The organism is Streptosporangium sp. G11 (assembly GCF_051192615.1).
In the GTDB taxonomy this organism is placed as follows: Bacteria; Actinomycetota; Actinomycetes; order Streptosporangiales; family Streptosporangiaceae; genus Streptosporangium.
The window spans coordinates 31,142-57,777 of sequence record NZ_JBPJUQ010000025.1 but is presented as its reverse complement, the minus strand read 5'-3'; the positions used below and the strand labels follow the sequence as shown (position 1 = coordinate 57,777).

The following is a 26,636-nucleotide window of genomic DNA, read 5'->3' as shown; positions in this document are numbered from 1 at the left end:
TGTCGGTGTGCGCCGGGGTGGTGCCGTGCGGGGCTCGGGCGGTCCCGCGGAAGGGTCAGCGGTCGCCGTCGTCGGTGGGGGGCGTGGTGGTGTCGTCAGCGGTGGTGGTGGTGGTGGTGGTGGTCGTCGTCGTCGTTGTGGTGGTGTCGTCGTCCGGGAGGGCGGCGAGGCCGCAGGCGTCCATGAGCGTCTGCCGCGCCGCGAAGGAGCGCTTGTCGTCGACGCGCGCCGCGTAGCCGTCGAGGCTGAACGGGTTGTCCGGGCCGAACGGGGGGTGGACGGCCACGTGGGCGACCCGGTCGTAGAGCGGTTGGAGCTCACCCCGGAAGTAGGCGCCGACCAGTTCGGCCTCGGTCACCCCCGCGTACTCCATGAGCGCGGTGATCGCCTGCTGCTGCTGACCGTACTGGTCCTTGTTCCGGACGATCTCCCCGCCCTTCATGAGCAGCTGGGTGAAGTGCTCGGTGAGGCCTTCGTTGAACCAGAAGCCGAAGACCTCCAGCACCGCCGGGTGGGAGAGCTTGTGGACCGTCTCGTGGTACTCGGTGCCGGCGCCGGTGCGGTCCTCCCGGATGTAGATGTGGCCGTCGATCTGGACGCCGTTCGTGGTCTTCGCCTCGGCGAACGTGTCGTTCGCGCGCGCGGTCTCGACCTCCTCCTGGTTCTCCGGCAGCCTGCCGAGCGCGAGGAGCACGCCCAGCTGGTCCTCGGTGACGTAGTGGACGTGCTCGTCTCGGAGCCAGTCGGCCTGCTGGGGCAGTTCCACGTAGCTCCTGAATTCGGCGTTGCCGACGAAGAAGGCCACGATCTGCTCCGCGGTCAACCGTGCCGCCCGCCCCCTCCCGGACTCCGGCACGGCCTGCTGCAGTGCCTCGACGATCTGCGGCGGCGCCTCGACGGCCTGCAGCGGGTTCTCGCCGGGCGTGTCCGCCTTCTCCTCGGGCGTGTCCGAGTCCTGCGGCGTGAGCAGGCTGCTGATGATCGTGTCGGGAACGACCACCAGTTCCTGTCCGCCCACCTCGATGACCAGGCTGAGCGGGGAGCGCTGGTCGGGTTCCAGCCTCCGGTCCACGAGCCCGACCTTCCGATAGGTTCCCGGAGGGACGGCGACGGGCTTCGCGTACCTGACCCTGCGCTGGTCCACCGCGATCTTGGGGATCGCGAGCAGCTGGAAGGGGAGCGTCACCTCCGTCAGCTCCCGGAGTGGTTTGAGCATCTCCGTCCAGAACTCCACGAGCTGCGTGTCGTACCCCTTGTCGATCTCGTCTATCGCCTTCACCGTCTCCTGGTACGTCTCCTCGACGAGGGCGTTCCGGCTGACGAGGTACTCGCCCTCGATCGTCCCGCTGCAGGCGACCATCGGTGTGCCCTTGGCGTCGCGGACGGACACCGGCCGGCCGATCGTGTACCAGTAGGAGGTGGAGAATTTCAGCGGAGTCTCCTCGGCCTCGCCGAGGCCGCCGTCCTCCCTCCGGCGGTAGAGGGGGGTGCTGGTGTCGGCTGAGGTCTGGAACCTCGGGTGCAGCACCAGATTGACCTTCGAGGCGGGAACGCCGAGAAGCGCTCCGAAGTCGAAGGCCGTCGAGAGGTCGAACGAGAAGTCGGGGTCCGGCAGGAGACCCCGTTTGCTCATGGTCAGCTCGCCGGCCTCCCCGGTGTCCTGCGGGCTCCCGGGCACGGACGTCTCCGGCGGGGTTTCCCGCCGGGGCGTCCAGGTCTCCCCCCGGCTGAGCGCGTCCAGCTGCTTCAGAATCGCATCCATGTCCGAGTCGTCCGAATTATCTTGTTCATTCGGGTTGGTCGTCTCGGTCGTCGTCTCGTCATCGTCGATCCCGAAGTCCCGCAGCGTGGCCATCTGGCGCTGCAGCCCGGCCCAGAGGTCCTCGCCGTCGGTGCCCTCGGCGCCGCCCTCGTCCCCGGAGGAGTTCGGGGACGAGTCGCCGGAGGACACGCCGGGGTGGGTGGCGCGGGTGGACTTGCGCCGTGACGATTTTCTCTTCGGGCTTCCGCTGCTCATCGTGCCTCTTCCTGGGGGGTCGGCCTCGTCATGCTCTCGACGGCCAGGGCGGCCGGGCGGAAGGTGGCCGCCTTCCGCCCGGGGCCTCGGCGCGGGGCGGTCATCGGACGGCGGCCTGGTACATGAGCACCAGGGTGACGTTGCTCAGGGCGCCGCGGTCGCCTTCGACGGTGAAGGCCCAGCTGGACGGGCCGGTGCCGTTGAGGCTCAGGCCGGGGGTGGTCAGCGGGACGCCGTCGGCGAGCGGGAGGCGCCGCCCGGTCTCCAGCACCAGCCGTGCCGTGCCCTCGCCGGCGTACTCGTACCTCGGGTACAGGCCGGTGATCCGCCGGCTGCTCATCCCGGGGAACCGGTCGGGGGAGAGCGGCAGCACCAGGCGGTCGCCGCCGTCGAGGAACGCCGCCCACTCCTTCGGGAAGTCGCGGGCCACGTCGACCAGGTGGGCCGCCGGGTAGGGGCGCAGCATGCCCTTGACCGACTCGGTGAACACGTCGCCGCCGTGCTCGGCGGTGTAGCGCACGGTGAGCACCACGTCGGTCAGGGCGCCGGCCGCGGCGACGCCCCGCGGCCCGCCGCCGAGCTCCAGCCGCCAGGTGGACACCGCGCCGGTGCCCTCGAACGGCAGGTAACGCTCGTCGTCGTAGCGCAGCTCGAACAGGCCGTTGTTCTCCAGCGGGTACTCGACCTGCGACAGCGCGATCCGCTGGCTGGGGCGCCAGTCGCCGCGCAGGGTGGCGGGGGCGTCGCCCTGCGGGTCGAGCAGGTACTTGACCGCCTTCGGGTCGGCCTCCAGCACGGTCTTGCTGCCCAGCTGGGTCAGCGTCGCGTTCAGCCCGAGCTGCTCGCCCGCGGCGTCGGCGAAGGTGACCGACACGGTGCGGATCTGGCGCAGGAAGTGGCCGGGGAAGTCCCGGCCGAACAGGTCCTCGCCCAGGGTGAACTCGCACCGGCCGCCCGAGCGCAGCCGCAGCAGCGCCACCGGGTCCAGTTCCAGCAGGGACACCTTCTTCGTGATCTCCAGGCCGCGGGCGTTGCCGGTGGCGTAGGCCTGGCCGAGCCGCTCCAGGTCCATGCCGAGGCTCTCGGCCGCCTGCAGGCCGCCGCGCCGGCTGTCCCAGTACGCCGGCCGGATCAGCTCGGGCTCGCCGTCGCGCGTGCCGCGCTCGAACCGGTACGCCGCCTCGGCCGCCCGGGCCGCGTCGTAGGCCAGCTCGTAGGCCTGCAGGCACAGGCCCGACAGCCGCGCCGACAGCCAGCCGTACAGCTCGGCGCCGGTGAACTTGTCCCGCATGAACGCCGCCGTCGAGGCGTTGTGCGCGATCTCCTGCTCCAGGATCCTCAGCTCCTGCCGGGCGGACTCCAGCCGGTGCTGCGCGGCGGTGATCTGGTACCCGATCTGGAGCACGTCGCTGCCGGCGATGGCCAGCTGCAGCCTCCAGTCCTCGACGGAGCGCTCGTGCTGGGCGCGCACGCCCAGCGCCTCGCCGATCATGCTGACGCCCTCGGCGGAGGACTCCAGCACCTCGCCGGCCTTGTCCAGGCCCCGGCCGACCTGCTCGCCGCCCCACTCGGTGCCCAGGATGAACGGACCGGCCTTGACCTGCGGCGCAGGGTAGGCGAACGCCGCACCGGTCTTGAGGATGGCGGCGACGACGTGCAGGGACGCGCCGGTGGACATCATCGCGAGCTGGCCGTGCTCCAGCGGCGACAGCCCGGCCTCGATGAGGTCGCCGTAGTGGTCGGAGCGCCCCTGCGCCGACGACAGGCTCTCCCGCAGCTCGGCCAGGTCCTCCTCGGCGATCCGTACCTGCGCCTGCCGGACGGCGAGCGTCAGGCCGAGGATCGTCCCCTCCTGCTTGACCTGCAGCAGGCTCAGCTCCTCGGCGTCGCGCCGCTCCAGCACGCCCAGCAGGTCGGCGCCGAACTGACGGACCCGGTCGACCAGTTCCTGGGCCCGGCGGAAGGCCACCGAGAACCGCTGCGGGGGTACGGCCGCGGCCGTCGCGGCCGCGGCGGCCTCGCCGAGCGGGGTGCCCGCGGCGGCGGCGCGCACCAGCCGCATCGGGTCCAGCGGCGGCTCGAACAGCGGCAGCGGCTGGCTGACGCCCAGGATGTTCAGCGACTCGCGGATCTTGCGCAGCCGGTCGGCGACCCGCTCCCAGTACTCGTCGAACACCCTGTTGCCGGGGATGTGGAAGTAGGAGCCGGCCACGCCCGCGTGCACCTCGCCCGCCTGCTCCAGCAGGGAGCCGCCGCCGGTCAGGTAGCCGAGCAGGTCGAGGTCGCCCTCCTCCCCCTCCAGCTCGGTGAAGGTCCGCGTCGCCGGTGGCAGCTCGGTGCCCAGCCGCTCCGGGGCGTCGCCGAGCAGGTCGAAGGCGAGGATGTACAGCATCCGCGCCTCGTCGACGCTTTCCGGCGTGTACTGCCGGAACAGCATGTCGCCCCAGTCGAGCAGGTTGTCGATGTAGCCCATCACCACGGCGCGGCGGTAGGCGACCGGGCGCAGCCGGGCGATGGCGTGCGGGTCGAACGGGTCGTCACGGTAGGCCCGCAGCAGGTCGGCCCGGCCGCCCAGGGCGCGAAGCTGTTTTTCCAGATCGGCGAGGACGGCGGTGCGCTCACCCAGCGCGGCCACGGCGGCGGCCTGCCCGGGGGTCAGGTCCGCGGTGGCGGCCAGCGCGGTGACGGCGGCGGCGATGGCCCGGTGGGTGTCGTCGGCGGTGACGGTGAGCAGGTCGCTCTCGCGGGGCCGGCCGTCGCCGGCCTCGGCGGCGGCCAGCCGGCGCAGCGCGGCCAGCACGTCCGGCAGCCCGGCCTCCTCGAGCGTGGTGACGGTGAGGCCGACCTCGCGCAGCACCTCCAGGTCGCGCGCGCAGCCGTCGGTGAGCGCCCGCAGGTCGGCGCCGAGGAACGGCAGGAACCGCCAGTGCCCGTGCGGGTTCGTCGGGTCGAAGACGTACTCGTACCACCGCTTGGCGTCCTCGAAGCGCTGCGCCTCGTTGAGCGCCTGCGCGATGAGCAGCGGCGCGTGGAAGAAGATCTCCCAGTAGTAGATGCCGTTGGCGCTCTGGAAGTCCAGGTGCGCGCCGGTGGGCAGCCGCCCCTCGTCGACCGCGTCCTTTTGGACCCGGACCGCCGTGGTGGCCTCGGGGTCGGTGGTGACCGCCACCTCGTCGGTCTCCTGGGTGGCGGTGTCCAGCAGCGCGGCCACCCCGCCCGACAGCAGCCGCTGGTTGAGCACGGCCGCGGTGCCCGTGGTCAGCCGGATGATCTCGAAGGGCAGGGCGGTGCGCTCGTACGGGCGGGGCACGGCCGCGGTCCTGGTGCGGCGCGCGTAGGAGCCGCCGGCGAACAGGAACAGGCCCTCGTCGGAGTCCATCGCGGCGTCGAACGGGGTGGGGGCCTCGCGGGGCAGCCCGCCCCAGGAGCCGGCGACCGGCAGGTACTCACCGGCCTCGTCGGGCCCGCGGCCGGTCTCGCCGCGGGCGTAGACGGCGCCGGAGAACAGGTAGACCCGGCCGCCGCGGGTGAAGGCGGTGTTGATCTCCCTGGTCAGCGGCTTGGGGTAGCCCTCGTCGACGAGGCGGCCGGGCAGGCCGTCACCGCCCAGGGTGTAGCGGACGTATTCGGTGCCGCTGGTCAGGTAGAGCTCGTCGTCGCCGACGTAGGCCGCGCCCACCTTCCCGGTCGAGGCCAGCCGGGTGGTGGCGCTGATCTTGTGCTGGGTGGTGGTCCCGTTGGCGACGATCTTGCGGTAGGAGCCGCTGCCGGTGCCGCCGACGGTGCCGTTGTCGCCGTTGTCGAAGAAGTAGGTGACGTCGTCGCGCCACGCCGCGGCGTTGACCCGGGTCTGCGGCAGGCCCATCCGGTTGCCGTCGAGGGGGAGCGGGTACCTGTTCTGCCCCTCCAGCTCGTCGAGGACGAACCGGCTCCGGCGCTGCCCGCCGTGTCCCCTCCCGTTCCCGTTGGAGTCGGCCCTCCAGACGAAGCGGGCGTAGGAGCCTGCGGCGAAGGCGAAGGCGAAGCGGTCGTTGACCAGCACCGCGTCCAGCGGCCTGAAGGTGCCCGGCAGATCCTTGAAGATCCACAGGTCCTCCAGCCGGTGGTCGGCCGGGGGCTCCGGAGGGTTCCGGGCCGCCGCGGCGGCGATGTCCTCGGACGTCGTGTAGCGCCCCAGGCCGTGGGAGAGGAAGTACTCGACGCCGTCGGGGGTGGTGAAGGCGACGTCCACCTTCGACCACGGCGGGAGGTCCTCCCTGCTGGTCCTGATGTTCTTCGGGTAGCCCTCGTCGATGACCTGGAACGGGACGCCGGTGAAGCGGACGTAGCGCTGGCCGGAGAAGACGAACGTGTATTGGCCGCGGGTGAGCACCGTGTCGACCTTGTCGGCCTTGGGCAGGACCGTGGGGACCAGGCCCCACCGGGAGGCGGTGGTCAGCCGCCCGCTCAGCGCACCCGCGGGCGTCCCGGCCGCGGCCCCGTCCGGGACCTTCCCCGGCACCGACTCCGCGTACTGGCCGGCGGTGTTGTCGAAGAAGTAGCGGGCGCCGCCGGGCAGCTCGACCGCGGCGTCCACCTGTCCCCACGCCGGCAGCCCGTCGTCGTTGCCCTCCAGCGGCAGCAGGCCCGCCGAGTCGTCCGGGCCCGGGTCGGTCGGGCGGCACAGGAAGCTGCCGCCCTTGACGTCCACGCTGAACCAGGAACCGGACTCGGCCGCGACCGGGGTGTCGAACCGGACGACGTCGGCCGGCCTCACCGGGTCGACGAAGACCTCGGCGACCCGCTCGGCCGCCGCGGCGAGGACCTGGGCGACCTTGTCGTCGGTCTCGCCGGCCACCCACGCCCCGGCCAGCACCTTCAGGACGGAGCCGTGGAAGATGCCGAAGGGCAGCTCGGAGATGCCGGGGACGTCGGCCAGGGCCCGCTCGGTGAGGTCCTCGGCGACGAGTTCGGGGCCGAGCGAGAACATCAGGCCGACGCGTCGCACGGTCGGTTCCTGCGGCGTGCCGTCCTCGGCCGGCGGGTTCGGGGTGGTCACCGTGTAGGCGCAGGCGACCACGATGGAGGTGCGGTCCTGGCCGGCGGCCACCGGCTGGATGAACAGGGTGATGCCGTCGATCGTGCCGCTGCGCGGGACGCCCACGCCGAGCGTCTGCGCCGTCACCCACTCCTTGTTCAGGTTCTCGAACGAGTAGAAGATCTTGATCTGCCGGGTCGGCGGCTTGCCGCTGACCTGCTGCCCGTCGCCCTTGGACTCGGCCACCACGGTGGTCGTCGCCCCGTCGTCGGCGACCGGTTCCACGGCCGCCCAGAACACGAACATCCGGCCGAAGGCGTGCACCGGGTGCACCTCGTCGGCGTCGATCTGCAGGTTGACCTTCTGCCACGGCTCCCAGGACGCCGACAGCCGGTCTCGGCTGGTGAACTCCGCCCGGCGGTGGTAGTAGCGCCGCGGGTCGGTCTTGGTGCGCCCGAACAGCGCCAGCCGGTAGGGGCCGCCGGTCGTGCGGTCCTTGGTGTAGACGTACCCGCCGGCGATGGTGAGCCGGGAGACCTCGGTGTACTCGTCGAGGTAGCGCTTGTAGGCCTGCTCCACCGCCGCGGGTGTGATCTCGTTCTGCAGCAGGTCGCCCTCCAGCGCGCGGAAGGCGGGGGTGCGGTCGGCGCGCAGCTCCGGCCGGATGTAGTTCTCCGGGTAGAGGAAGACCTTGCGGTTGGCCTCCCACAGCCGGTAGCCGCGCATCCACCGCCACCACTCGCGGATCCGGCGGCGGGCGTCCTGGGCGGACTCGACGACCCCGGCCGGCCCGCCGGGCCCGTCCGGCGCGGCGCCGTCCGACGCGGGCCCGCCGGGCCCGGCGATCGCGAGGACCCCCGTGGCCGCGGGGGGCTCCAGGCCGAGCAGGTAGCGGTGCACGTAGAGCTGGACGGCGGCGATGGCCTCCCGGACCCGGGAGGTGTTGCCGCGGGGGCCCATCTCGACGTCGATCAGGAACCGGTCGAACAGGTCCCTGGGGGTGCTCAGCCCGTCGCCGGGGCCGCGGGCGAGGACCGCCGCGACCAGCGCGTCGCGCCGCAGCACGTTCAGCTCGTCGTGCAGGACGCGCCTCAGCGCCGGCCGGTCCGCCGGGTCCTCGCGGCGGATCAACAGCTCCTGCAGCGCCTCGGCGGCGGCCTCCAGCGCAGTGTCGCCGCCGCCGTCGCCGTGCAGCCGGGACCACACGTCGGCGTGCAGCGCGGACGGCACGGTGCCCAGCCGGCCGGCGAACGCGAACAGGCCGGCGATCCGGATCAGGAACTCCAGCTCGAACAGCGACTCGTCGGCCGCGCCGTCGGTCAGCAGGCCGATCCGCCGCCGGCACCACCGGATCTCGTCGGCGTCCCAGCCGAACAGGTCGGCCAGGTAGCGGTAGGGGTCCTCGACGGCGGCCTCGCCGGGCAGCAGGAAGGCGGCCAGGTCACCGGAGTGGGCCCGCGCCAGCTCGGCGAACCGGGCGATCGTCCGCACGTCGCTCAGCCGGAAGTCGGCCGTGCCGGACCAGCGGTGCCCGAACGGCTGCGGGTAGGTCCGGTCGGGGGTGTCGTAGCGGTCGCCGGAGTAGCGGACGTGCTCGCCGCCCCGGCACAGGTAGGCGCGGCCCTCGAAGGAGAACGCGGCGTCGGGCCCGGCGTCGAACGCCTCGGGCAGGTTGCCCCAGTCGCCGGCCACCGGCCGCGGGTAGCCGTCCTCGACGGCCTTCAGGCGGGTCATCCGGTAGCGGGCGTACTGGCCGCCGCAGAACACGTACAGGTCGCCGTCGCGGGAGGTGAACGCCGCCTCCACGCTCGCCCCGGGGACGCGGAAGGCGTTGTCCACCACGCCCCAGGCACCGGCGATCGGCGCCTCGGACACCTGGCCCGCGGCGACGCGCAGGTAGCGGGATCCGGCGAACAGGTACACGACGCCGTCGGCGTCCTGGAACGCCGCGTCGATCGCGTCGCGGAAGGCCTCGGGCAGCTCGGCGACGCCCAGCTCGGCGGGCAGCGCCTCGGCGATGACCCGGGGGTAGCCCTCGTCGACCTGGTCGTAGCCGCCGGCGCCGGTGTAGCGGACGTACTGGTCGCCGGAGAACAGCAGGGTGCGCGGGCCGGTCTGCCCGCCGGCCGTCTCGCCGATCACCAGGGCGGCGTCGACCCGCCGCCGCTCGGCGACGGTGTTGCGGACCCGGGCCAGCGCCGTCTGGTCGAAGTTCGCGGTCAGGCCGCGCGACAGCACGTGGCAGAGGCGGCCGGACAGGATCCGCACGGTGCGCCCGCCGCCGACCACGGCGTCGACCATGCGGCGCCCGTCGGCCTCCAGCCGGTCGGCCAGGTCCTCCTCGAACGACACCGGCAGGCCGGTGAACGCCTCCTCGGCGCGCAGGTTGCCGGCGATCGGCCGGGGATAGCCGGGGTCGGCGTGCCGGTAGGAGGTGCCGGTGTAGCGGACGTACTGGTCGCCGGAGAACAGGTAGGTGACCCGGCTGCCGTCGGCGGAGGTGTCGGCGAACGCGGCGTCGACCACGTCCTCGCCGGCGCCCAGGAAGTTGTTGCGGGTGCGGCCCCAGGCCTCCCGGATCGGCCGCCGCGCCGCCAGGGTGCCGTCGTGGCGGGCGAACTCGCCGGGAAAGAAGAAGTACGTGGCGCCGTCGCGGCCGACGAACGCGCTGGTGAGGCCGTCGGCCTTGGCCAGCCCGCGCCAGACGCGCTCCAGCGGCCGCGGCTGCGACCACGCCCCGCCCACCGGCCCGCCGGCCGTCGCACCGGCCGGGTCGGCCGGGTCTTTACGCACGTACTGGCCGTCGAACAGCAGCAGCGTGGTCTCGCCGACGGACAGTACGGCGTCCGGCACGGTGAACCCGGCGGGGAGGTACTCCTCGGGAACGCCCCAGAACCCGGCGGCGGCGACCCGCGGCACCCCGCCCTCCGGTGCCCGGGTGTAGTCGCGGCCGGTGTAGGTGACGTAGCGCATCGTGCCGTCGGGCCGGGGCGGCTCGAACAGGTACGTGGTGGCGTCCTGCACGTAGGCGAGCGTCACCCGGGTCAGCCCGCCCCAGTGCGCCGCGATCGGCAGCGGCGCGCCGTCGACGTCGGCGTCCATGGCGGAGGCGCCGGCGTACGCCACGAACTGGTCGCCGCTGAACAGGTAGGTCCTGCCGTCGGTGCCGACGAACGCGGCGTCCACCGCGTTGTCGTGGTAGACGTTGTTGCGTGGCCGTCCCCACTCCTCGGCCAGCGGGTAGGCCCGCCCCAGGCGGGTGTCGAAGCAGGACGCGCCCTTGAACAGGTAGGTGTTGCCGTCGGCGCCGTGCAGCACGGCGTCCAGGTCGCTGCGGAACTCCGGCGGCACCGCGCGCGGGAACCGCGGCCGGGCCCGCTGCGGCGCGACGGCCTTTCGCTCCGGCTGGCCGTGCCGGTACCAGTGGCCGCCCCGCTCGGCCAGCAGCGCGCCGTCCTGGTCGAACGCGCAGCCGACCGGCTCGGTGAGGGCGTCCTCGTAGCGGCGGTAGGCGCTGTGGGAGACCGCCTGACAGCGCCCGCCGCCGAACAGGTACACGGTGCCCCGGTCGGCGAACGCGGCGTCCACGCCCGCCGGCGCCTCCTTCAGGGGGCCCAGTCGCGGCTCGCGCGCCAGCGCGGCCAGGACCTGCGGGTAGCCGAGGTCGGGCGTGGACAGGTCGGTGCCGCTGTAGCGGACGTACTGGTTGCCGGAGAACAGGTAGGTGCGGGTGCGCACGACGCCGCCCGCGTCGGTGTCGTCGGCCACGAGCGTCGCGTCGACCCGCCCGGTGCGGGCGATGGCGCTGACGACGTTCCCCCAGAAGCGGGTGATCGTCGCCGGGTAGCGGTCGTCGATCCGGGTGTGGTCGCCACTCGAGTACCGGACGTACCGGTCGCCGGAGAACAGGTAGGTGCGGCCGTCCTTGCCGAGCAGGGCGGCGTCGACCCGGCCGAACGGCAGGTCGTCCCAGTGACGGCGCAGCGGTTGTGGCTCCGACCACCAGCGGCGCTTGTTGTCGAAGGTGGCGTAGTGGTCGCCGGAGAACAGGTACACCAGGCCGTCTCGGCCGGTGAACGCGGCGTCCACCCGGGTGAACGGGGCCTCGGCCAGCGCGTCCGGCAGGTTCCACCGGTTGGCGGCGAGCGCCTGCGGGTGGGCGGCGTCGGGGGCGGTGTAGTCCCTGGTCGAGTAGCGGACGTGGAAGGAGGCGTCGGAGTCCTCGGCGCAGTGCACCTCGATCCGCTCCCCGAAGACCCGCTTGCCGGTGATCGGATCCACGGCGGCCGGGTCCACCGCGCGGCGCAGCGCCAGCCGGATCCCGTGGTCGGCGACGACCTGCCATTGGGGGCCGGTGCCGGACACGGGCGCGTCCTCGGCGGCGGCGATGCCGTGCTCCAGCAGCAGCCGGCGCACCGGGTGCGGCAGCCGGCCGGCGTCCAGGTCGCCGGCGTGCTCCAGCGAAAGGCAGGTGATCAGCCCGGCCGTGCCGAACAGGTGGGTGGCGCCGTCCAGGGTGAACGCGGCGTCGACCCGCAGCAGCCCGCCCCAGTCGTCGGCGACGCGCCGCGGGTAGCCGGGGTCCACCGTCGAGTAGTCGGCGCCGGAGTAGCGCAGGTAACGGTCGCCGGAGAACAGGTAGGTGCGGCCGTCCAGGCCGACGAAGGCCGCGTCGACCGTGCCGCCGGGCAGGGCGGCGCCGATGGTCCCCCAGCGCTGCGCGGTGGGCGCGACGTCGGGCCCGCTCGGGCGCAGCGCGACGGTCCTGCCGTTCCTGAACAGGTGCAACACCCCGCCGGGGTCGCGGAACGCGGCCTCCACCCCGCCGGCGAACTCGGCGGGGACGCCCGGCAGGAACGCCTCGATCAGCTGCGGGAAGCCCGCGTCCGCCCGCAGCTCGCCGCTTTCGACGTCGCCGAGGTAGCGGAACACCTGGTCGCCGGAGAACAGCAGGTAGGCGGCCCCGTCGGCGCAGGCGGCGTCGATGTGGTCGGTCTCGGCGAACACGTTGCGGATCCGCCCCCAGACCTCGGCGACCGGCCGCTCGGCGGCGGTGCCGTCCACGGCCACGAACCGGTCGCCGGAGAACAGGTAGGTGGTGTTGTCGGTGCCGCGGAAGGCCGCGTCCAGCGAGCGGCGGAACCGGTCGGGCAACTCGGCGCCGCGCTGCCCGTCCTCCCACCACTCGCCGATCCGGCGGGGGTGGCCGGGGTCGACGTGATCGCGCCCGGCCCCGGAGTAGCGGACGTACTGGTCGCCGCAGAACAGGTAGACCCGGCCCTCCTCGTCGGTGAACGCCGCGTCGATCGCCGCGGGGGCGTCGAAGGCGTTCTCGACCACGCCCCACTCCTGCGGGCTCGGGGCCCACCGGGCGCCGCCGCGCTGGCGGGTGAAGGTACGCGGGAGGCCGCCGGTGTCCCGGCCGATGATCCAGTCGGTGCCGTTGACGTCGCTGAACGCGGCGTCGACGCCGGTGAGGACGCCGAGTCGGGCGGACAGGTCGCTCAGCGGCACCGGCTCGTCGCCGGTGCGGACGTAGCCTGGCCCGTACACCCAGCACTCCTGGCCCCGAAACAGGTAGACGTTGCCGTCGGAGCTCTCCAGCAGGGCGTCGATCCGGTCGAGGCCGCGCGGCGCGGTCAGCGGCTCGGGGAACTTGCCGGCCAGGTCCTGGTCGCGGAAGGCGAGGGCGATCTGGTTCGCGTCGAGGCCGAACTTCCCGGCCAGCAGGGCGACGGCGCGGATCCGCCGCAGGGCGGCGCGCGAGTCCGGGGGCAGGTCGGCGCCGCGTTCGGCGCCGGCCAGCGCGGGCGCGGCCAGCAGCTCCACCGCCCCGGCCGGGCCGCCGGCGACCGCCGCGCAGGCCGCGGCGGTGATCGGCGCGCTCACCCCCAGCTCGTCCTGGAGCACGGCGAGCAGCGTGGCGCGCTGCCGGGCGGCCAATGCCTCCAGCCTGGCGACGATCTCGGCGATCGCCGCGTTCGTCCGCACCGCGACGGCGTGCAGCAGGAAGAAGACGTCCTTGGCGAAGTCCTCCAGGCCGGGCAGGACGAAGTCCAGCGCGTTGTACACCTCGGCGAAGTAGCCGAGCCGGTGCTCGGGGATGCCCAGATCCGGGGCGAGGTGCCCGGCGTCGACCAGCCTGGCCACGAGCCGGTCGCGCTCGCCCGGGTCGAAGCCGAACTCGGCCGACGCCGCGGGGTCGACCCGGTAGGGGTGGTGGTCGGCCACGGCGGTGGCGATCCGCCGGAAGATCGCGGAGTTCTCGGCCGCGGTGAACCCGGCCAGCTCCAGCCGTCCCGCCGGGTCGGCGAAGAACGCCCGGCCCTCCTGCGGGACGCGGTCGTCGGCCAGGTGGACGCCGTCCAGCAGGTCGGCCGCCCGCTGCGCGGCGGCCGGGTCGGCGATGTCCAGGAAGTCCGCCGGGGTGACGGCGAGCAGCTCGGCCCGGGCCCTGGTGAGCGGCCCGCGCAGAGCCTCCAGGACGTACCGGCGGTACGGGTAGAACTCCAGGGCCAGCGCCGGCTCGCTCAGATCGGGGTCGAGCAGCGCCGCCGGGTCGGCGAAGAAGCCGTCGGCGTCGATGTGGCCGTTGAGGCGCAGGCTCTCGACCAGGGCGGTGACCTGCTGAGGCGACAGCGGCAGCGCGGCCAGGACCGCCGGGTCGAAGACGACGGCGCCGCCGGTGAACCGGGCGGCCAGCTCGCGCAGCCGGGCGTGCACGCCGGCCGTGACGGCGCTCAGGTCGGCGTTCACCGCGAACGCGGCGCGGTTGCTCACGAGGGCGAAGAAATCGGGCCGCAGCACGGTCCCCTCGTCGTCGAGGTAGCCGTTGAAGACCAGGTTGTCGTAGAGCTCGGCGCGCTCCGCGTCGCCCAGGTCGCTCAAGTCGCCCAGGCCGGCCGGCTTCGCCAGGTCGGAGGGGAAGAAGGCGGCCGGCGCCGGCAGTGGCCTGCCGGGGGACGGCGCCGGGCACAGGCTGTGGATCAGGTCGAACAACGCGTCGCGGTGCCTGCCGAAGTCACGGGTCAGCCGCAGTCCCGCGGGCGTCTGCGGCAGCCGGTCCGTGACCAGGGCGCCGCCCGGCTCCAGACGGCCGGCGATGACCAGGTTGGTGTAGATCTTGACGGCCAGGCGGTCGCCGAGCCCGATCCCCTCCAGGTCGCCGCCCACCACCATGCCCAGCTCGGTGAGGGCGCCGTAGGCGGCGGTCGCGGCGCGGGCCGGGTCGGCACGCAGCAGCCGGGCGTCCCGGCCGGACACCACACCGGCCGGGTGGGCGACGACGACGTCGTGGATCACCGCGGCGGCGCGCGGGCCGAACCGGCGGGAGGCGAACAGCTCGGGGGAGGGGGCGAGCTCCTCGAACCGCCGGCGCAGCTCCGCCAGCAGGACCGCGTCGGCGTCCGGCTCCTCCTGCCCGCCCGGGGCGGCCTGCCCTGCCTGCCCGTTCAGGCCGGCCCGCCCGCCGCTCCCGGCCCGCGCCGCCGCGGCGCCCAGCACCGTGGCCAGTTCCCGGCCGTTCAGGTCGGCGGAGCGCATCCACGCCACCACGGCCGACAGGGTCTGTACCAGCCACAGGCCGGAGGCGACGTCCCCGCCGGCCAGTACCGCGTGGTAGTCGCCGGTGGCCACCCCGGTGTCGATCAGCAGCGGGAAGGTGGTGTGCCGTCGCAGCGCCGGGTCGCCCTCCAGCGCGTCGAGCACGTCGAGCAGTTCCTCGGCCGAGACGCCGAGCGCCGCGCAGAGCCGGTGGACGCGGTGCAGCAGCGACAGCTCGGCCGGGCCGGTCGCGCGGTCGAACGGGGGCGGCTGCGCCGTGCCGCCGGTGGTGGAACGTTCCCGGAAGCGGGTGACGAGGGTGGCCAGCTCGTCCTCGGTCAAGGACAGCGCCGCGGTGACCCGCCGGCGGTAGTCCTTGTTGCGGGTGGCGAGGATGTCGCCGGCGCAGGTGAGCACCGGCCGGTCGGCGTAGCCGTGCGGCACCCGCGCCGATCCGAGGATCACCGGGGCGCCCGCCGTGGCGAAGGGCACGTTGAACACCCGGTCGAACAGGTCCCGCGGCGCCTGGCCGTCGCCCGCGCCGAGCGTGTTGACCGGGGCGACCAGGCTGACGGCGACGTCGATCGGCACCTCCAGGCCGCGGTGCAGGTGCAGCAGCACGGCCAGGTGCCGCAGCGCCCTGGCGTCGATCAGGTTGCCGCAGCAGTCGCGCAGCACCAGGTCGAGGTCGGTGAAGGTCAGCCCGGTGCGGCGGGCCAGCCGGACGAAGCGGGAGACCCGGTCGAACCAGGCCGCGGGGATCGGCTCGTTGTCGTCGTAGGGGTTGGCGGGGTCGTCGACGCAGACGAGCCGCTTCTCCTCGGCGTCCAGGCCGACCACCGGGCCGCCGTGGTGGACGAAGAACGCCGAGGCGGCCGAGCGCTCCGGGGGCGCCCCGCCACTCGAGGCCGCGCCGAGGCCGCCGTACAGCAGTTCCCGCAGCTCGGCACCGGTGATCGACGCGGCCTGCCGGAACCGGGGGACCGCCTCCAGGGTGCGCAGGGTCTCCCCGGCCTCGGGGTCCAGCCCCCAGTGCTCGCGCAGTGCGGGGCCGTCGGCGAGCGGGGTGGTGAGCACGCCGACGTCGTCCGGGGTGAGCCCCAGGTACTCCCGGGCGACGACGTCGGGGGCGGGGACGTCGGCGAGGTGGCGGTAGAGCTCGGCGGGCTCGACCTTCAGGTGGTGCAGCAGCCGGCGCAGCCGTTCGTGCCGCAGCGAGAACGGCATGGTGAACGGGTGTCGCAGCGCCCGCAGCACCTGGTCGGCGCCGATCCCGCGGCCCCGGCTCAGCTCCTGCTCCAAAACCTCGTTGACCACGTCGAGATAGGGCAGCTCGGTGTAGGTGTTGGCGCCGTCGAGTGGAACGTTCCCAATGGCGGGGCGGCGGGAGAGGAGGTCGCCGAGCAGCCCGGCCGGGGCGTCGTCACCGAGGAGCTGGATCAGTTCGGCGAGGTAGGCGGCGGGGGAGTACACCGAGCGGGACTCGTCTCGCTCGCGGAAGTCGAGATCGCCGAACAGCTGCTCGTAGCTCGGGAGGGAGTCGGCCGGCTGCATGGATCCTCCTGGATGGGCCGCGACGGGACCGCGGGCGCGCACAATTCCGAATGGGCGTGAATGTCGAATGGGCATGCGAACGAGCAGGGGAATTGCCTGGTATTTCCGGGCAGGACGTATCGGCGCGCCGTTCTTGTGGTTGTTTCGTAGGTTCCCCATGGTGAGAAAAACCGCAGCCGACCTCAGGCCCCCGAAGCTAAGCGGACGAATAGTATCAATCTCATACGGGGATGGCCATAGCCTTTCACCTGGGTGGTCCATTCGGGGCGACTAATGACCGAGATTGCGTCTTTGGGGGAAATGCCGTTTTTCGGGTAGGTCCTTTTGGTCGGGCGGATACCCGGGGGGCCGCGTTCCGGTGGGAGGTGAGGCGCATCCGTAGCCCGCGCATCGGGAGTCACACCCGCCGCGTCCGAAAAGGCGGACGTTTTCCCGGCGGCCGGGGAATCGGAGGGCCGAGGTGTGCGGGGCGGCCTGGGCGCGGGAGCGGCCGGTTCCGGGTCGCCGATGGGAACCGTGACCGGGTCGTACGGCCCCGAGGTCTTATTAATCTACATTGTAAAGGCGCTCGGCAGGTCCAAGATCGTTTACAGCGGACTGAAGACTCCTCGGCAAAAAGCAGGGCCGGGCCGTTGGCCGGTCACGGTGTTCTTGAGGGACGCAGTGCTCCGGCGGAGGCGGCCATGAAGACGGCGAGCAGGGCGGGGATGCCCAGGGCCGCGGGCAGGCCGACGAGCTCGGCGGCGCCGCCGATGATGGCGGGGCCCGCGACGAGGCCGGCGTAGCCGACGGTGGCGACCTGGGCGATGGCCCGCCCGGCGCGGGCGGGGTCGTGGTTACCGGCGGCGGAGAAGACCTGGGGGACGATGGTGGACAGGCCAAGGCCGAACAGGGTGAATCCGGCGAAGGCGATGGGGATCTGGCCGGTGAGCAGGGTGGCGCCGAGACCGGCGGCGGCGACGAGGCCGGAGTAGCGGACCAGGCGCGTGGGTCCGAAGCGCTGGGCGAGGTGGTCTCCGGCGAAGCGGCCGATGGTCATGGCGGTGGAGAAGACGGCGAATCCGGCGGCGGCGACGGCCTGGCTGGCGCCGAGGTTCTGGAAGAGGTAGACGGCGGTCCAGTCGTTGGCGGCGCCTTCTCCGACGAGGCCCGCGAAGGCGACGATTCCCATGAGGATGATCCAGCTGGTCCATGGGGCGCGGACGCGGGTGTGGTGGGTGGTGGGCGGCGGCGGGGTGGGGAGGAGGTGGCGGCGGGCGTACAGGGACAGGAGGGCGAGGGGGATGCCTGCGGTGGTGAGGGTGGCGGCGGCGCTGAGGTCGAGCCAGGCGAAGAGGCCGCCGATGCCGGCGCCGGTGAGGCAGCCGATGCTGAACATGCCGTGGAAGGAGGACATGATGGGGCGGCCGTAGGCGCGTTCGACTTCGACGCCGTGGGCGTTCATGGAGACGTCGAGGAAGGCGTTGGTGAAGCCGAAGAGGAAGAGGGTGGCGATGAGGATGGGCAGGGTGGTGGCGTAGCCGGGGGGGATGACGGACAGTGCGGTGGCGATGGCGGCGGGGGTGATGAGGCGGGCGCTGCCGAGGCGGTCGGTGAGGTGTCCGGCGAAGCGCATGCCGGTGACGAGTCCGATGGCGGTGGCCAGGAGGCCGTAGCTGAGCTGGCCGTCGCTGAGGTCGAGGGTGTGTTTGACGGCGGGGATGCGGGCGGCCCAGGCTCCGGAGGTGATGCCGAGGAGGATGAAGAAGTAGGAGACGGCTTTGCGGGCTCCTGCGGGGTGCTGGGTGGTGGTCATGAGCTCCCCGGGTGTGTTGGATCCGGGGCGTATTCAATCATGGTGGGTTTTGTGTTGTGGGGGGCGGCTGGTGCGGGCAGCCGCGTGTTGGTGTCAGTGGACGGAGAAGCCGCCGTCGACGCAGATGGCCTGGCCGGTGATGTAGGCGCTGGCGTTGCTTGCGAGGAGGACGGCGATGCCGGCGAAGTCGGCGGGGTGGCCGTTGCGGCCGGTCATGGTGCGGGCGGCGAGTGCTTCGACGCGGCCGGGGATGGCTTGGGCGGGTTGGGTGAGGGGGGTGAGGACGAAGCCGGGGATGATGGTGTTGGCGCAGACTCCGTGGGGGGACCAGGCTTCTGCCTGGGAGCGGGTGAGGCCGGTGATGGCGGCTTTGGAGATGCCGTAGGCGCCGCTGTCGCCGAAGGCTTTGTGGGATTGCTGGGAGCCGATGTTGATGATGCGGCCCCAGCCGCGTTGGGCCATTCGGGGGCCGAAGTGCTGGCCGAGGAGGTAGGGGGCGGTGAGGTTGACGGCCATCGTCTGCTGGTAGTCGTCGGTGGTGAGTTCTGCCATGGGGTGGCGGATGTTGTTGGCGGCGTTGTTGACGAGGATGTCGATGTCGCCGAAGAAGGTGGGGGCCTGCTGGCAGATGCGGGTGATGTCGTCGGGGTCGGCGAGGTCGGCGGTGATGGCGGCGGCGCTGATGCCCTGGTCGTGGAGTTCGGTGAGGGTCGTGGTGAGGTGGGCGGTGCGGCGGGCGACGATGACGATGGCGGCGCCGGCGTGGCCGAGGGCGTGGGCGATGGTGTGTCCGATGCCGGAGCTGCCGCCGGTGACGAGGGCGGTGCGGCCGGTGAGGGAGAAGAGGGTGTCGGTGGGTGCTGTCACAGCGACAGAACCTATCATCCCACCTTTTTGTGAGGGGCGTGGTCCTGGAGGGTGAGGGCGGCGTGTTGGAGCTTGTCCATGACGGTGGACAGGTCGCGCAGGGTGGGGGTGTCGAGGTGTTGCAGGAGGCGCCGGAACTCGGTGAGGCCGGCGTCGGCGATCTGTTCGATGAGGGCGCGTCCGGCGGGGGTGAGTTCGACGCGGCGGATGCGGCGGTCGTGGGGGTCTTCGCGGCGGGTGACGAGGCCGTGGGCGACGAGGCGGTCGACGATGCCGGTGACGGTGCCGAGGCCGACGTCGAGGTGGGTGGCGAGGTCTTGGCCTGAGGCGGAGTCCTGGCCGGAGAGGATCATGACGACTTTGAGCTGGCGCATGGTCAGGTTGGAGTCGAAGAGGGGGGAGGGGGGGCGTTGCTGGGCGAGGAGCCGGCCCAGGTCGCGCTGGATGGCGCCGATTTGGTCGATCAGTTGTTCGCGGTCGTCGTTCACGCTCACCTCTCGCTTCCTGAGAAGGTTATCAGGATTGGTAAGCATCGTTAAATATTCGTATGAGGCGAAGTGTTAGTCTGGGGCGAATCTTGTTGTGATGTCCCTCCTTGAGGAGCCCGCTCCGATGACCTCCTTGGCCAGGTTGAGCCTCGCCAACCGCAGCCTCGTCATAATGATCGCGCTGGTGCTGAGCGCGTTCGGCCTCTTCGCGATCCCCTCCCTGAAGCAACAGCTGTTGCCCTCGCTGTCGTTTCCCGGGGCGTTCGTGGCGGCCTCCTACCCGGGTGCCTCTCCTGAGATCGTCGAGGAGCAGGTGACCGAGCCGATCGAGAACAGCTTCCAGGGTCTGGAGGGGGTCTCCGAGGTGACCTCGACGTCCCGGGAGGGGATGGCGCAGGTCCAGGTGGCGTTCGAGTACGGCACCGACATCGACGCGGCGGTCGCGGAGATGCAGCAGGCGATCTCGCGCATCGAGGCGCAGCTGCCCGCCGGGGTCGATCCGCAGGTCCTGTCGGGCGGAACCGACGACATTCCGGTGATGCAGCTGGCGGTGGGCGACGGCGGCGATCAGCGGGCGATGGCCGATCGGCTTGAGCGGCTGGTGGTGCCGGAGCTGCAGGCCATCGAGGGGGTGCGCGAGGCGACGGTGACGGGCACCCGCGACGAGGTGGTGACGATCACTCCGGATGTTCGCAAGCTGGCGTTGCTGGGCCTGTCGCCGACGGCGGTGGCCGACCTGCTGCGGGCCAACGGGCAGCCGGTCCCGGCGGGCAGCCTGACCGAGGACAAGATGTCGCTGACGGTTCAGGTGGGGGCGCGGGTCTCGACGCTGGAGGAGCTGAAGGATCTGTATCTGACGCCGGCGGCGCCCGCGGCGCAGCAGGCGCCGGCGCAGGCGCGGCAGGTGCCGGGCGGCGGACCCCAGCAGGCCCAGCAGCAGGCGCAGCAGGCCGCGCAGCAGCAGGCGGCGCAGCGGCGTCCGGCCGCGGCTCCCAAGCCGGTGCGGCTGGGTGATGTGGCCACGGTGGAGCGGACGCTGGCCGACGGCACGTCGCTGACGCGCACCAACGGGCAGCCGAGCCTGGGCCTGTCGGTGACGATGACGCCGGACGGCAACGCGGTGGCGATCTCGCACGCGGTGCGCGAGAAGCTCCCGGAGATGGTGCGGGCCATCGGGGACTCCTCGGAGATGACGGTGATCTTCGATCAGGCGCCGTACGTGGAGCGCTCGATCGAGGACCTGACGACCGAGGGGCTGCTGGGCCTGGCGTTCGCGGTGCTGGTCATCCTCGTCTTCCTGCTGTCGGTGCGCTCGACGCTGGTGACGGCGGCGTCGATCCCGCTGTCGGTGGTCATCGCGCTGATCGCGCTGTGGGTGGGTGACTACTCGCTGAACCTGCTGACGCTGGGGGCGCTGACGATCGCGGTGGGCCGGGTGGTCGACGACTCGATCGTGGTCCTGGAGAACATCAAGCGTCATCTCGGCTACGGGGAGGCCAAGCGCAAGGCGGTGCTGGCCGGGGTGCGTGAGGTCAGCGGCGCGGTGACGGCCTCGACGCTGACGACGGTGGCGGTGTTCCTGCCGATCGCCGTGGTGGGCGGCATGGTGGGGCAGCTGTTCGCGCCGTTCGCGATCACGGTGACGGTGGCGCTGCTGGCGTCGCTGCTGGTGTCGCTGACGGTGGTGCCGGTGCTGGCGTACTGGTTCCTGAAGGCGCCGGTGTTGTCGCCGGAGCAGGCTCGGGCGGTGCGTGAGGAGGCCGAGGCCAAGGAGATGCGCAGCCCGCTGCAGCGGGCGTACCTGCCGGTGCTGCGTTTCGCGACGCGGCGGCGGCTGGCGACGGTGCTGGTCGGTGTGGTGGTGTTCGCCGCGACGATGGGGCTGGCGGGGCGGCTGGAGACCAACTTCATCGACTCCTCCGGGCAGGACACGGTGTCGATCAGCCAGCGGATGCCGGCGGGCACCGACCTGGCGACGACGGACGCGGCGGCCAAGAAGGTCGAGGAGGTCCTGGCGTCGCTCAAGGGCGTACGGGACTACCAGGTGAACGTGGGCGGTGGCGGCGGCTTCCTGGGCGGTGGCGGCGGTGGCGGCGATCGGGCGTCGTACTCGATGACGGTCGCCGAGGAGGCCGACAGCGCGGTGCTGGAGGAGGAGCTGCGCGGGCGGCTGAAGCGGCTGCCCGAGGCGGAGGTCGGCAAGGTCACGGTGGGCGGCGGCCAGGGCGGTCCCGGCGGTGGCTCGACCGACCAGCTGCAGGTGATCGTGCAGGCGCCGGATGTGGCGACGCTGCGCACGGCGACCGAGACGGTTCGCACGGCGATGGCCGGTCTGGGCGGGCTGCGGGACGTGGCCTCGAACCTGGAGGACGGCGCCGAGCGGGTCGAGGTGCGGGTCGACCGGGAGAAGGCGGCGGCCAAGGGGCTGACGGAGACGCAGATCGGGCAGCTGGTGGCTCAGCAGTTCCGGGGGGCGCCGCTGGGTGAGCTGACGCTGGACGGCCGTTCGGGTGCGGTGGTGCTGCGGACCGCGGACGCGCCCGAGGACGTCAAGGCGGTGGGTGCGCTGAAGCTGCCCACGGCGACGGGCCTGGTGAAGCTGTCGCAGGTGGCGGACGTGGCCAAGGTGGACGGCCCCACGCAGGTGACGCGGATCGACGGTGAGCGCAGCGCGACGGTGTCGGGTACGGCGACCGGCAGCGACCTGGGCAGTGTGACGACGGAGCTGACCTCGAAGCTGGACGCCCTGACGTTGCCGGCGGGGGCGAGCTTCGCCGTGGGCGGGGTCAGCGCGGACCAGGCCGAGGCGTTCGGGCAGCTGGGACTGGCGATGCTGGCGGCGATCGCGATCGTCTTCATGATCATGGTGGCGGCGTTCCGGAGTTTCGTGCAGCCGCTGATCCTGCTGGTGTCGGTGCCGTTCGCGGCGACCGGCGCGATCGGCCTGCTGCTGGCGACGGGCACGCCGATGGGGGTTCCGGCCCTGATCGGCATGCTGATGCTGATCGGCATCGTGGTGACCAACGCGATCGTGCTGATCGACCTGATCAACCAGTATCGCGAGCAGGGCATGGGCATCGTGGAGGCGGTGATCGAGGGCGGCCGGCGCAGGCTGCGGCCGATTCTGATGACCGCGGTGGCGACGATCTTCGCGTTGGTCCCGATGGCGCTGGGGCTGACCGGCTCGGGCGGGTTCATCTCCCAGCCGCTGGCGATCGTGGTGATCGGCGGGCTGCTGTCGTCGACGCTGCTGACGCTGGTGCTGGTGCCGACCCTGTACGTGATGGTGGAGCGGCTCAAGGAGCGGCTGCGGCGCACGCCCAAGGACGGCGGCGAGCGGCCGCAGCTGAAGGTCTACGACAAGGACGAGCTGGCGCCGGCCCGGTAGGGAACCGGCGGATCATCGCAAGGGGAGGAGCCGGTCGCCCGGGTGGCGACCGGCTCCTCCTTTTCGCCCGGCTTCCCCGCCCTCTCCCGCCCCCTCCTGGCTCCCTTCGGTTTCCCCGGGGTTCTCCCGGTCTCCCGGCGGGTCCGGTGCCCCTGGTCGGGGCGGGCGGGGCAGGCGGAATATACTGACGCAACGTGACTGCCAAGCCGCGTATCCCCAATGTCCTTGCCGCCCGCTACGCCTCCGCGCAGCTGGCCCGCCTGTGGTCCTCCGAGTACAAGGTGGTGGCCGAGCGGCGCCTGTGGCTGGCCGTGCTGGCCGCGCAGGCCCGCCTGGGGGTAGACGTACCCCCCTCGGCGCCGGCGGACTACGAGAAGGTGGTCGAGCAGGTCGACCTGGAGTCGATCGCCGCCCGCGAGCGCGTCACCCGCCACGACGTCAAGGCCCGCATCGAGGAGTTCAACGCGCTGGCCGGCCACGAGCAGGTGCACAAGGGCATGACGTCGCGGGACCTGACCGAGAACGTCGAGCAGCTGCAGATCCGCGACAGCCTGGTGCTGGTGCGCGATCGGTGCGTGGCGCTGCTGGCCGCGCTGGCGGGCCTGGCGGTGCGCCACTCGCACCTGGTGATGGCCGGGCGCTCGCACAACGTGGCCGCGCAGTCGACGACGCTGGGCAAGCGGTTCGCCTCGGCCGCCGACGAGCTGCTGGTGGCGTTCGCCCGGCTGGAGGAGCTGATCGACCGCTACCCGCTGCGCGGCGTCAAGGGGCCGGTGGGCACCGCCCAGGACATGCTGGACCTGCTGGGCGGCGACGCGGCCAAGCTGGCGGCGCTGGAGGACGAGGTGGCCGCGCACCTGGGGTTCGCCCACCGGCTGACCAGCGTGGGGCAGGTGTATCCGCGTTCGCTGGACTACGAGGTGGTCACGGCGCTGGTGCAGCTGAGCGCGGCCCCCTCCTCGCTGGCCAAGACGATCCGGCTGATGGCCGGCCACGAGCTGGTCACCGAGGGGTTCGCCGAGGGACAGGTCGGCTCCTCGGCCATGCCGCACAAGATGAACACCCGCTCGTGCGAGCGGGTCAACGGGCTGGCGGTCATCGTGCGGGGGTACGCCTCGATGACGGGGGAGCTGGCCGGTGACCAGTGGAACGAGGGGGACGTGTCGTGTTCGGTGGTGCGCAGGGTGGCGCTGCCGGACGCGTTCTTCGCGTTCGACGGCCTGGTGGAGACCATGCTGACGGTGCTGGAGGAGTTCGGCGCCTTCCCCGCGGTGATCGCCGCCGAGCTGGACCGCTACCTGCCGTTCCTGGCCACGACGAAGATGCTGATGGCCGCGGTGCGCGCCGGGGTGGGCCGCGAGAGCGCCCATGAGCTGATCAAGGAGCACGCGGTGGCGTCGGCGCTGGCGATGCGCGAGGGATCGGCCGCCAACGAGCTGATCGCCCGCCTGGGAGCCGACGAGCGCTTCCCGCTGGACCGGGCAGAGCTGGAGGCCCTGCTGGGCGAGCCGATCTCCTTCACCGGTGCGGCCCCGGCGCAGGTGGAGGCGGTCGTGGCGCGCGTGGCACAGGTCGTGGCCCGCTACCCGCAGGCGGCCGCCTACCGGCCCGGAGCGATCCTCTGAACGGCGCACCGGTGCGGCTGAGGGACGCTGCCGAGGTGGCGGCGGCGTGCGCGGGAGACGCGCTCGTGCTGTGGGGAGCCCAGGGGATGGGACCGCACGTGCGGGCATGGGCACTGGGGGAGGCGGTGGCGGTGGCCTGCCCCGACCTCAACCGCCGCGACCGCCTCACGGTGTGCGGGGAGCCCGGCGCGGTGAGCGCCCTGGTGGAGCGGGTGCTGGCGGAGGTCGGCCCGTCCTACCGGGTGGTGGGGACGCGGGCGCTGGTGCGGGAGGTGGTCGCCCGGTCCCCGCGGATGCGGGTGCTGGGCTCGTTCGAGTGGATGGACACCCCGGCCGGCGCGCTCACCCGGCCGGGCGAGGACACCGCTTCGGGGCGGGTGGAGTGGCTGGAAGGCGCCGAGGAGGGGGAGGTGAGCGCCCTGCTGGCCCGGGCGGCCCCCACCTCCTGGGCGGTGCCGGGCGTGGCCGGGGTGCGGCGCTGGGCCGGGGTGCGCGGCGACGACGGGCACCTGGTGGCGGTGGCCGCCGACGCCTGGTCCTGCCCGCCGGTGGGATTCGTCGCCGGTGTGGCCACCGCGCCGGCGGTGCGCGGCCGCGGATACGGCGAGCGGGTGTGCCGGTTCGCGCTCGGCGAGCTGGCGGCCGCGCACGAGCGGGTGGCACTGATGGTCGACACCGGAAACCACGCCGCCATCGCCCTGTACGAGCGGCTGGGGCTACGCGGACGCCCGCTGGCCGCCGCGGGCCTGGACGGCGCCTGACCCCGCACGGCAAGGGGACCGGAGGGCGCCGGGCCGCGACGGGACACCGGTCCCGTCGCGGCCCCGCAGGCCCACGGGCCCCGGAGGGAAAACCGGGTGCGAGGCGCGGTCACGGCAGGCAGAGTGGACGAAATGATGTCCAGTTTCATACCTGGCCTGGAGCTTTCGCGTGCTTTCTACGCCCAGGTCGTGCGGCCGATCGTGGCCGACGTGCCGCACAGTGCCGCGCTGATCGGTGCCGGGTCGGAGGTCCTGGCGTTCGACACCGAACGCTCCACCGACCATGACTGGGGGCCCCGGGTGGTGGTGTTCGTGGCGGAGCACCGGGCCGATCAGGTCAGGCGCGCCGTCGGCGACGGCCTGCCCGCCGACTTCGGCGGCTACCGCACCGCCGTGGCCGGCGCCGGCCACGGCGTGCAGGTGAGCGATCCGGCGGCCTGGTTCACCGGGCGGCTCGGCTTCGACCCGCTGCGGGGGGTGAGCGTGCTGGACTGGCTGTCGACCCCCTGGCAGCGGCTGGCCGAGGTCACCAGCGGGGAGGTCTTCCACGACGGCCTGGAGGTCCTGGAACGGGCCCGTGCCGCGCTGCGCTGGTATCCGCCCGACCTGGAGCGCTACGTGCTGGCCGGGCAGTGGAGACGCCTGGCCCAGCAGGAGGCCTTCCCCGGGCGGTGCGGGGAGGTCGGCGACGACCTGGGCTCGGCACTGGCCACCGCGGGCCAGGCCCGCGACCTGATGCGGCTGGTCATCTTGATGCGCCGCCGCTACCCGCCCTACGCCAAGTGGCTGGGCAGCGCCTTTGCCCGCCTGCCGGGCACGGCGGAGCTGGGGGACGCGTTGTCGGCGGCGGTGGCGGCCACCGGGTGGCGCGAGCGCGAGGAACACCTGGGGGTGGTGTACCGGCGGGTGGCGGCCCTGCACAACCGGATGGGAGCGGCCCCGGCGCTGGAGGCGAGCCTGCGGCCCTACCACCGGCGGCCCTTCCAGGTCCTGGACGCCGGCCGGTTCGCCGACGCCCTCGGCGCCGCCATCACCGACCCCCGTGTGCGGGCGCTGCCCGCGCTGGGATCGATCGACCAGTTCGGCGACAGCACCGACCTGCTGACCGATCCGCGGCGCTGCCGGGCCGCCACCCGCGCCGTCCTGGAACTGTGAGGTGAGGTGAGGTGAGCTCAGGCGGCGGCCGGTTCCCGGTGGCGGGCGAGCATGCGCCGCTCGAACCACAAGGTGGCCAGCGGCGGCACCGAGCACACCAGGCCGATGACGACCGTGCCCCGGCTCCAGCCGGCCTGGCGGGCCGCGTACAGCACCGCGGCCAGGTAGAGGACGAACAGGGCGCCGTGCACCGGGCCGAAGATCTTCACGCCGAGCTCCCCGGTGGCGGCGACGTACTTGAAGTACATGCCGATGAGCAGCCCGGCCCACGAGCACGCTTCGGCGATCGCCACGTAACGAAACAGGCGGAGTGCGGTCGGCACGGCGAGTACACCTCTCCAGAGGGGAAGGCGCCCGGAGAACGGGGTGTCCGGGCGAGGGGAATCGGCCTCCAGCCTAGGGGGGCGGGGCACCGCCCGCCCCGCCG

At 72.8% G+C, this 26,636-nt stretch carries 10 protein-coding genes; 4 read left to right on the top strand and 6 right to left on the bottom strand.

The genetic code is table 11. From position 1 onward, the window contains the following. Nucleotides 1-55: 55 nt before the first annotated feature. The 5 genes from ACSDR0_RS23210 to ACSDR0_RS23190 form a co-directional block, all read right to left on the bottom strand. Nucleotides 56-2,017, bottom strand: coding sequence for a hypothetical protein (locus ACSDR0_RS23210; RefSeq protein WP_435290971.1), 1,962 nt, complete (start codon nt 2,015-2,017; stop codon nt 56-58). Nucleotides 2,018-2,117: 100 nt separating this feature from the next. After that, nucleotides 2,118-16,130 (bottom strand): hemopexin repeat-containing protein, encoded by a 14,013-nt coding sequence (locus tag ACSDR0_RS23205; RefSeq protein ID WP_435290970.1) that lies wholly within the window; start codon nt 16,128-16,130, stop codon nt 2,118-2,120. A gap of 640 nt (nt 16,131-16,770) precedes the next feature. Then, nucleotides 16,771-17,925 carry an MFS transporter gene (locus ACSDR0_RS23200; protein WP_435290969.1) on the bottom strand — a complete coding sequence of 385 codons (1,155 nt, stop codon included), beginning with the start codon at nt 17,923-17,925 and terminating at the stop codon, nt 16,771-16,773. Nucleotides 17,926-18,018: 93 nt separating this feature from the next. After that, nucleotides 18,019-18,792 (bottom strand): SDR family NAD(P)-dependent oxidoreductase, encoded by a 774-nt coding sequence (locus tag ACSDR0_RS23195; RefSeq protein WP_435290968.1) that lies wholly within the window; start codon nt 18,790-18,792, stop codon nt 18,019-18,021. 14 nt (nt 18,793-18,806) lie between these two features. After that, nucleotides 18,807-19,286 carry a MarR family winged helix-turn-helix transcriptional regulator gene (locus tag ACSDR0_RS23190; protein ID WP_435290967.1) on the bottom strand — a complete coding sequence of 160 codons (480 nt, stop codon included), beginning with the start codon at nt 19,284-19,286 and terminating at the stop codon, nt 18,807-18,809. Nucleotides 19,287-19,404: 118 nt separating this feature from the next. Here ACSDR0_RS23190 and ACSDR0_RS23185 point away from each other — a divergent pair, with 118 nt between their 5' ends. From ACSDR0_RS23185 to ACSDR0_RS23170, 4 genes are all read left to right on the top strand, one after another. Next, complete coding sequence (locus ACSDR0_RS23185) at nt 19,405-22,668, top strand: efflux RND transporter permease subunit (protein WP_435290966.1); 3,264 nt, start codon at nt 19,405-19,407, stop codon at nt 22,666-22,668. Between the two features lie 194 nt (nt 22,669-22,862). Further along, nucleotides 22,863-24,293, top strand: coding sequence for an adenylosuccinate lyase (purB, locus tag ACSDR0_RS23180; RefSeq protein ID WP_435290965.1), 1,431 nt, complete (start codon nt 22,863-22,865; stop codon nt 24,291-24,293). Nucleotides 24,294-24,304: 11 nt separating this feature from the next. After that, complete coding sequence (locus tag ACSDR0_RS23175; protein WP_435290964.1) at nt 24,305-25,054, top strand: GNAT family N-acetyltransferase; 750 nt, start codon at nt 24,305-24,307, stop codon at nt 25,052-25,054. 132 nt (nt 25,055-25,186) lie between these two features. Then, a complete protein-coding gene (locus tag ACSDR0_RS23170) occupies nt 25,187-26,209 on the top strand; it encodes a DUF4037 domain-containing protein (RefSeq protein ID WP_435290963.1) in 1,023 nt (340 codons plus the stop codon). Nucleotides 26,210-26,226: 17 nt separating this feature from the next. On the opposite strand, the gene ACSDR0_RS23165 is transcribed toward ACSDR0_RS23170, so the two are convergent. After that, nucleotides 26,227-26,532, bottom strand: a complete 306-nt coding sequence (locus tag ACSDR0_RS23165; protein ID WP_435290962.1) for a DUF3817 domain-containing protein — start codon at nt 26,530-26,532, stop codon at nt 26,227-26,229. Nucleotides 26,533-26,636 lie beyond the last annotated feature (104 nt).

Excerpts from the sequence above, each read along its gene's own strand:
- ACSDR0_RS23210 (WP_435290971.1), bottom strand. The coding sequence starts at position 2,017 with ATGAGCAGCGGAAGCCCGAAGAGAAAATCGTCACGGCGCAAGTCCACC.
- ACSDR0_RS23205 (WP_435290970.1), bottom strand. The coding sequence starts at position 16,130 with ATGCAGCCGGCCGACTCCCTCCCGAGCTACGAGCAGCTGTTCGGCGAT.
- ACSDR0_RS23200 (WP_435290969.1), bottom strand. The coding sequence starts at position 17,925 with ATGACCACCACCCAGCACCCCGCAGGAGCCCGCAAAGCCGTCTCCTAC.
- ACSDR0_RS23185 (WP_435290966.1), top strand. The coding sequence starts at position 19,405 with ATGACCTCCTTGGCCAGGTTGAGCCTCGCCAACCGCAGCCTCGTCATA.
- ACSDR0_RS23170 (WP_435290963.1), top strand. The coding sequence starts at position 25,187 with ATGATGTCCAGTTTCATACCTGGCCTGGAGCTTTCGCGTGCTTTCTAC.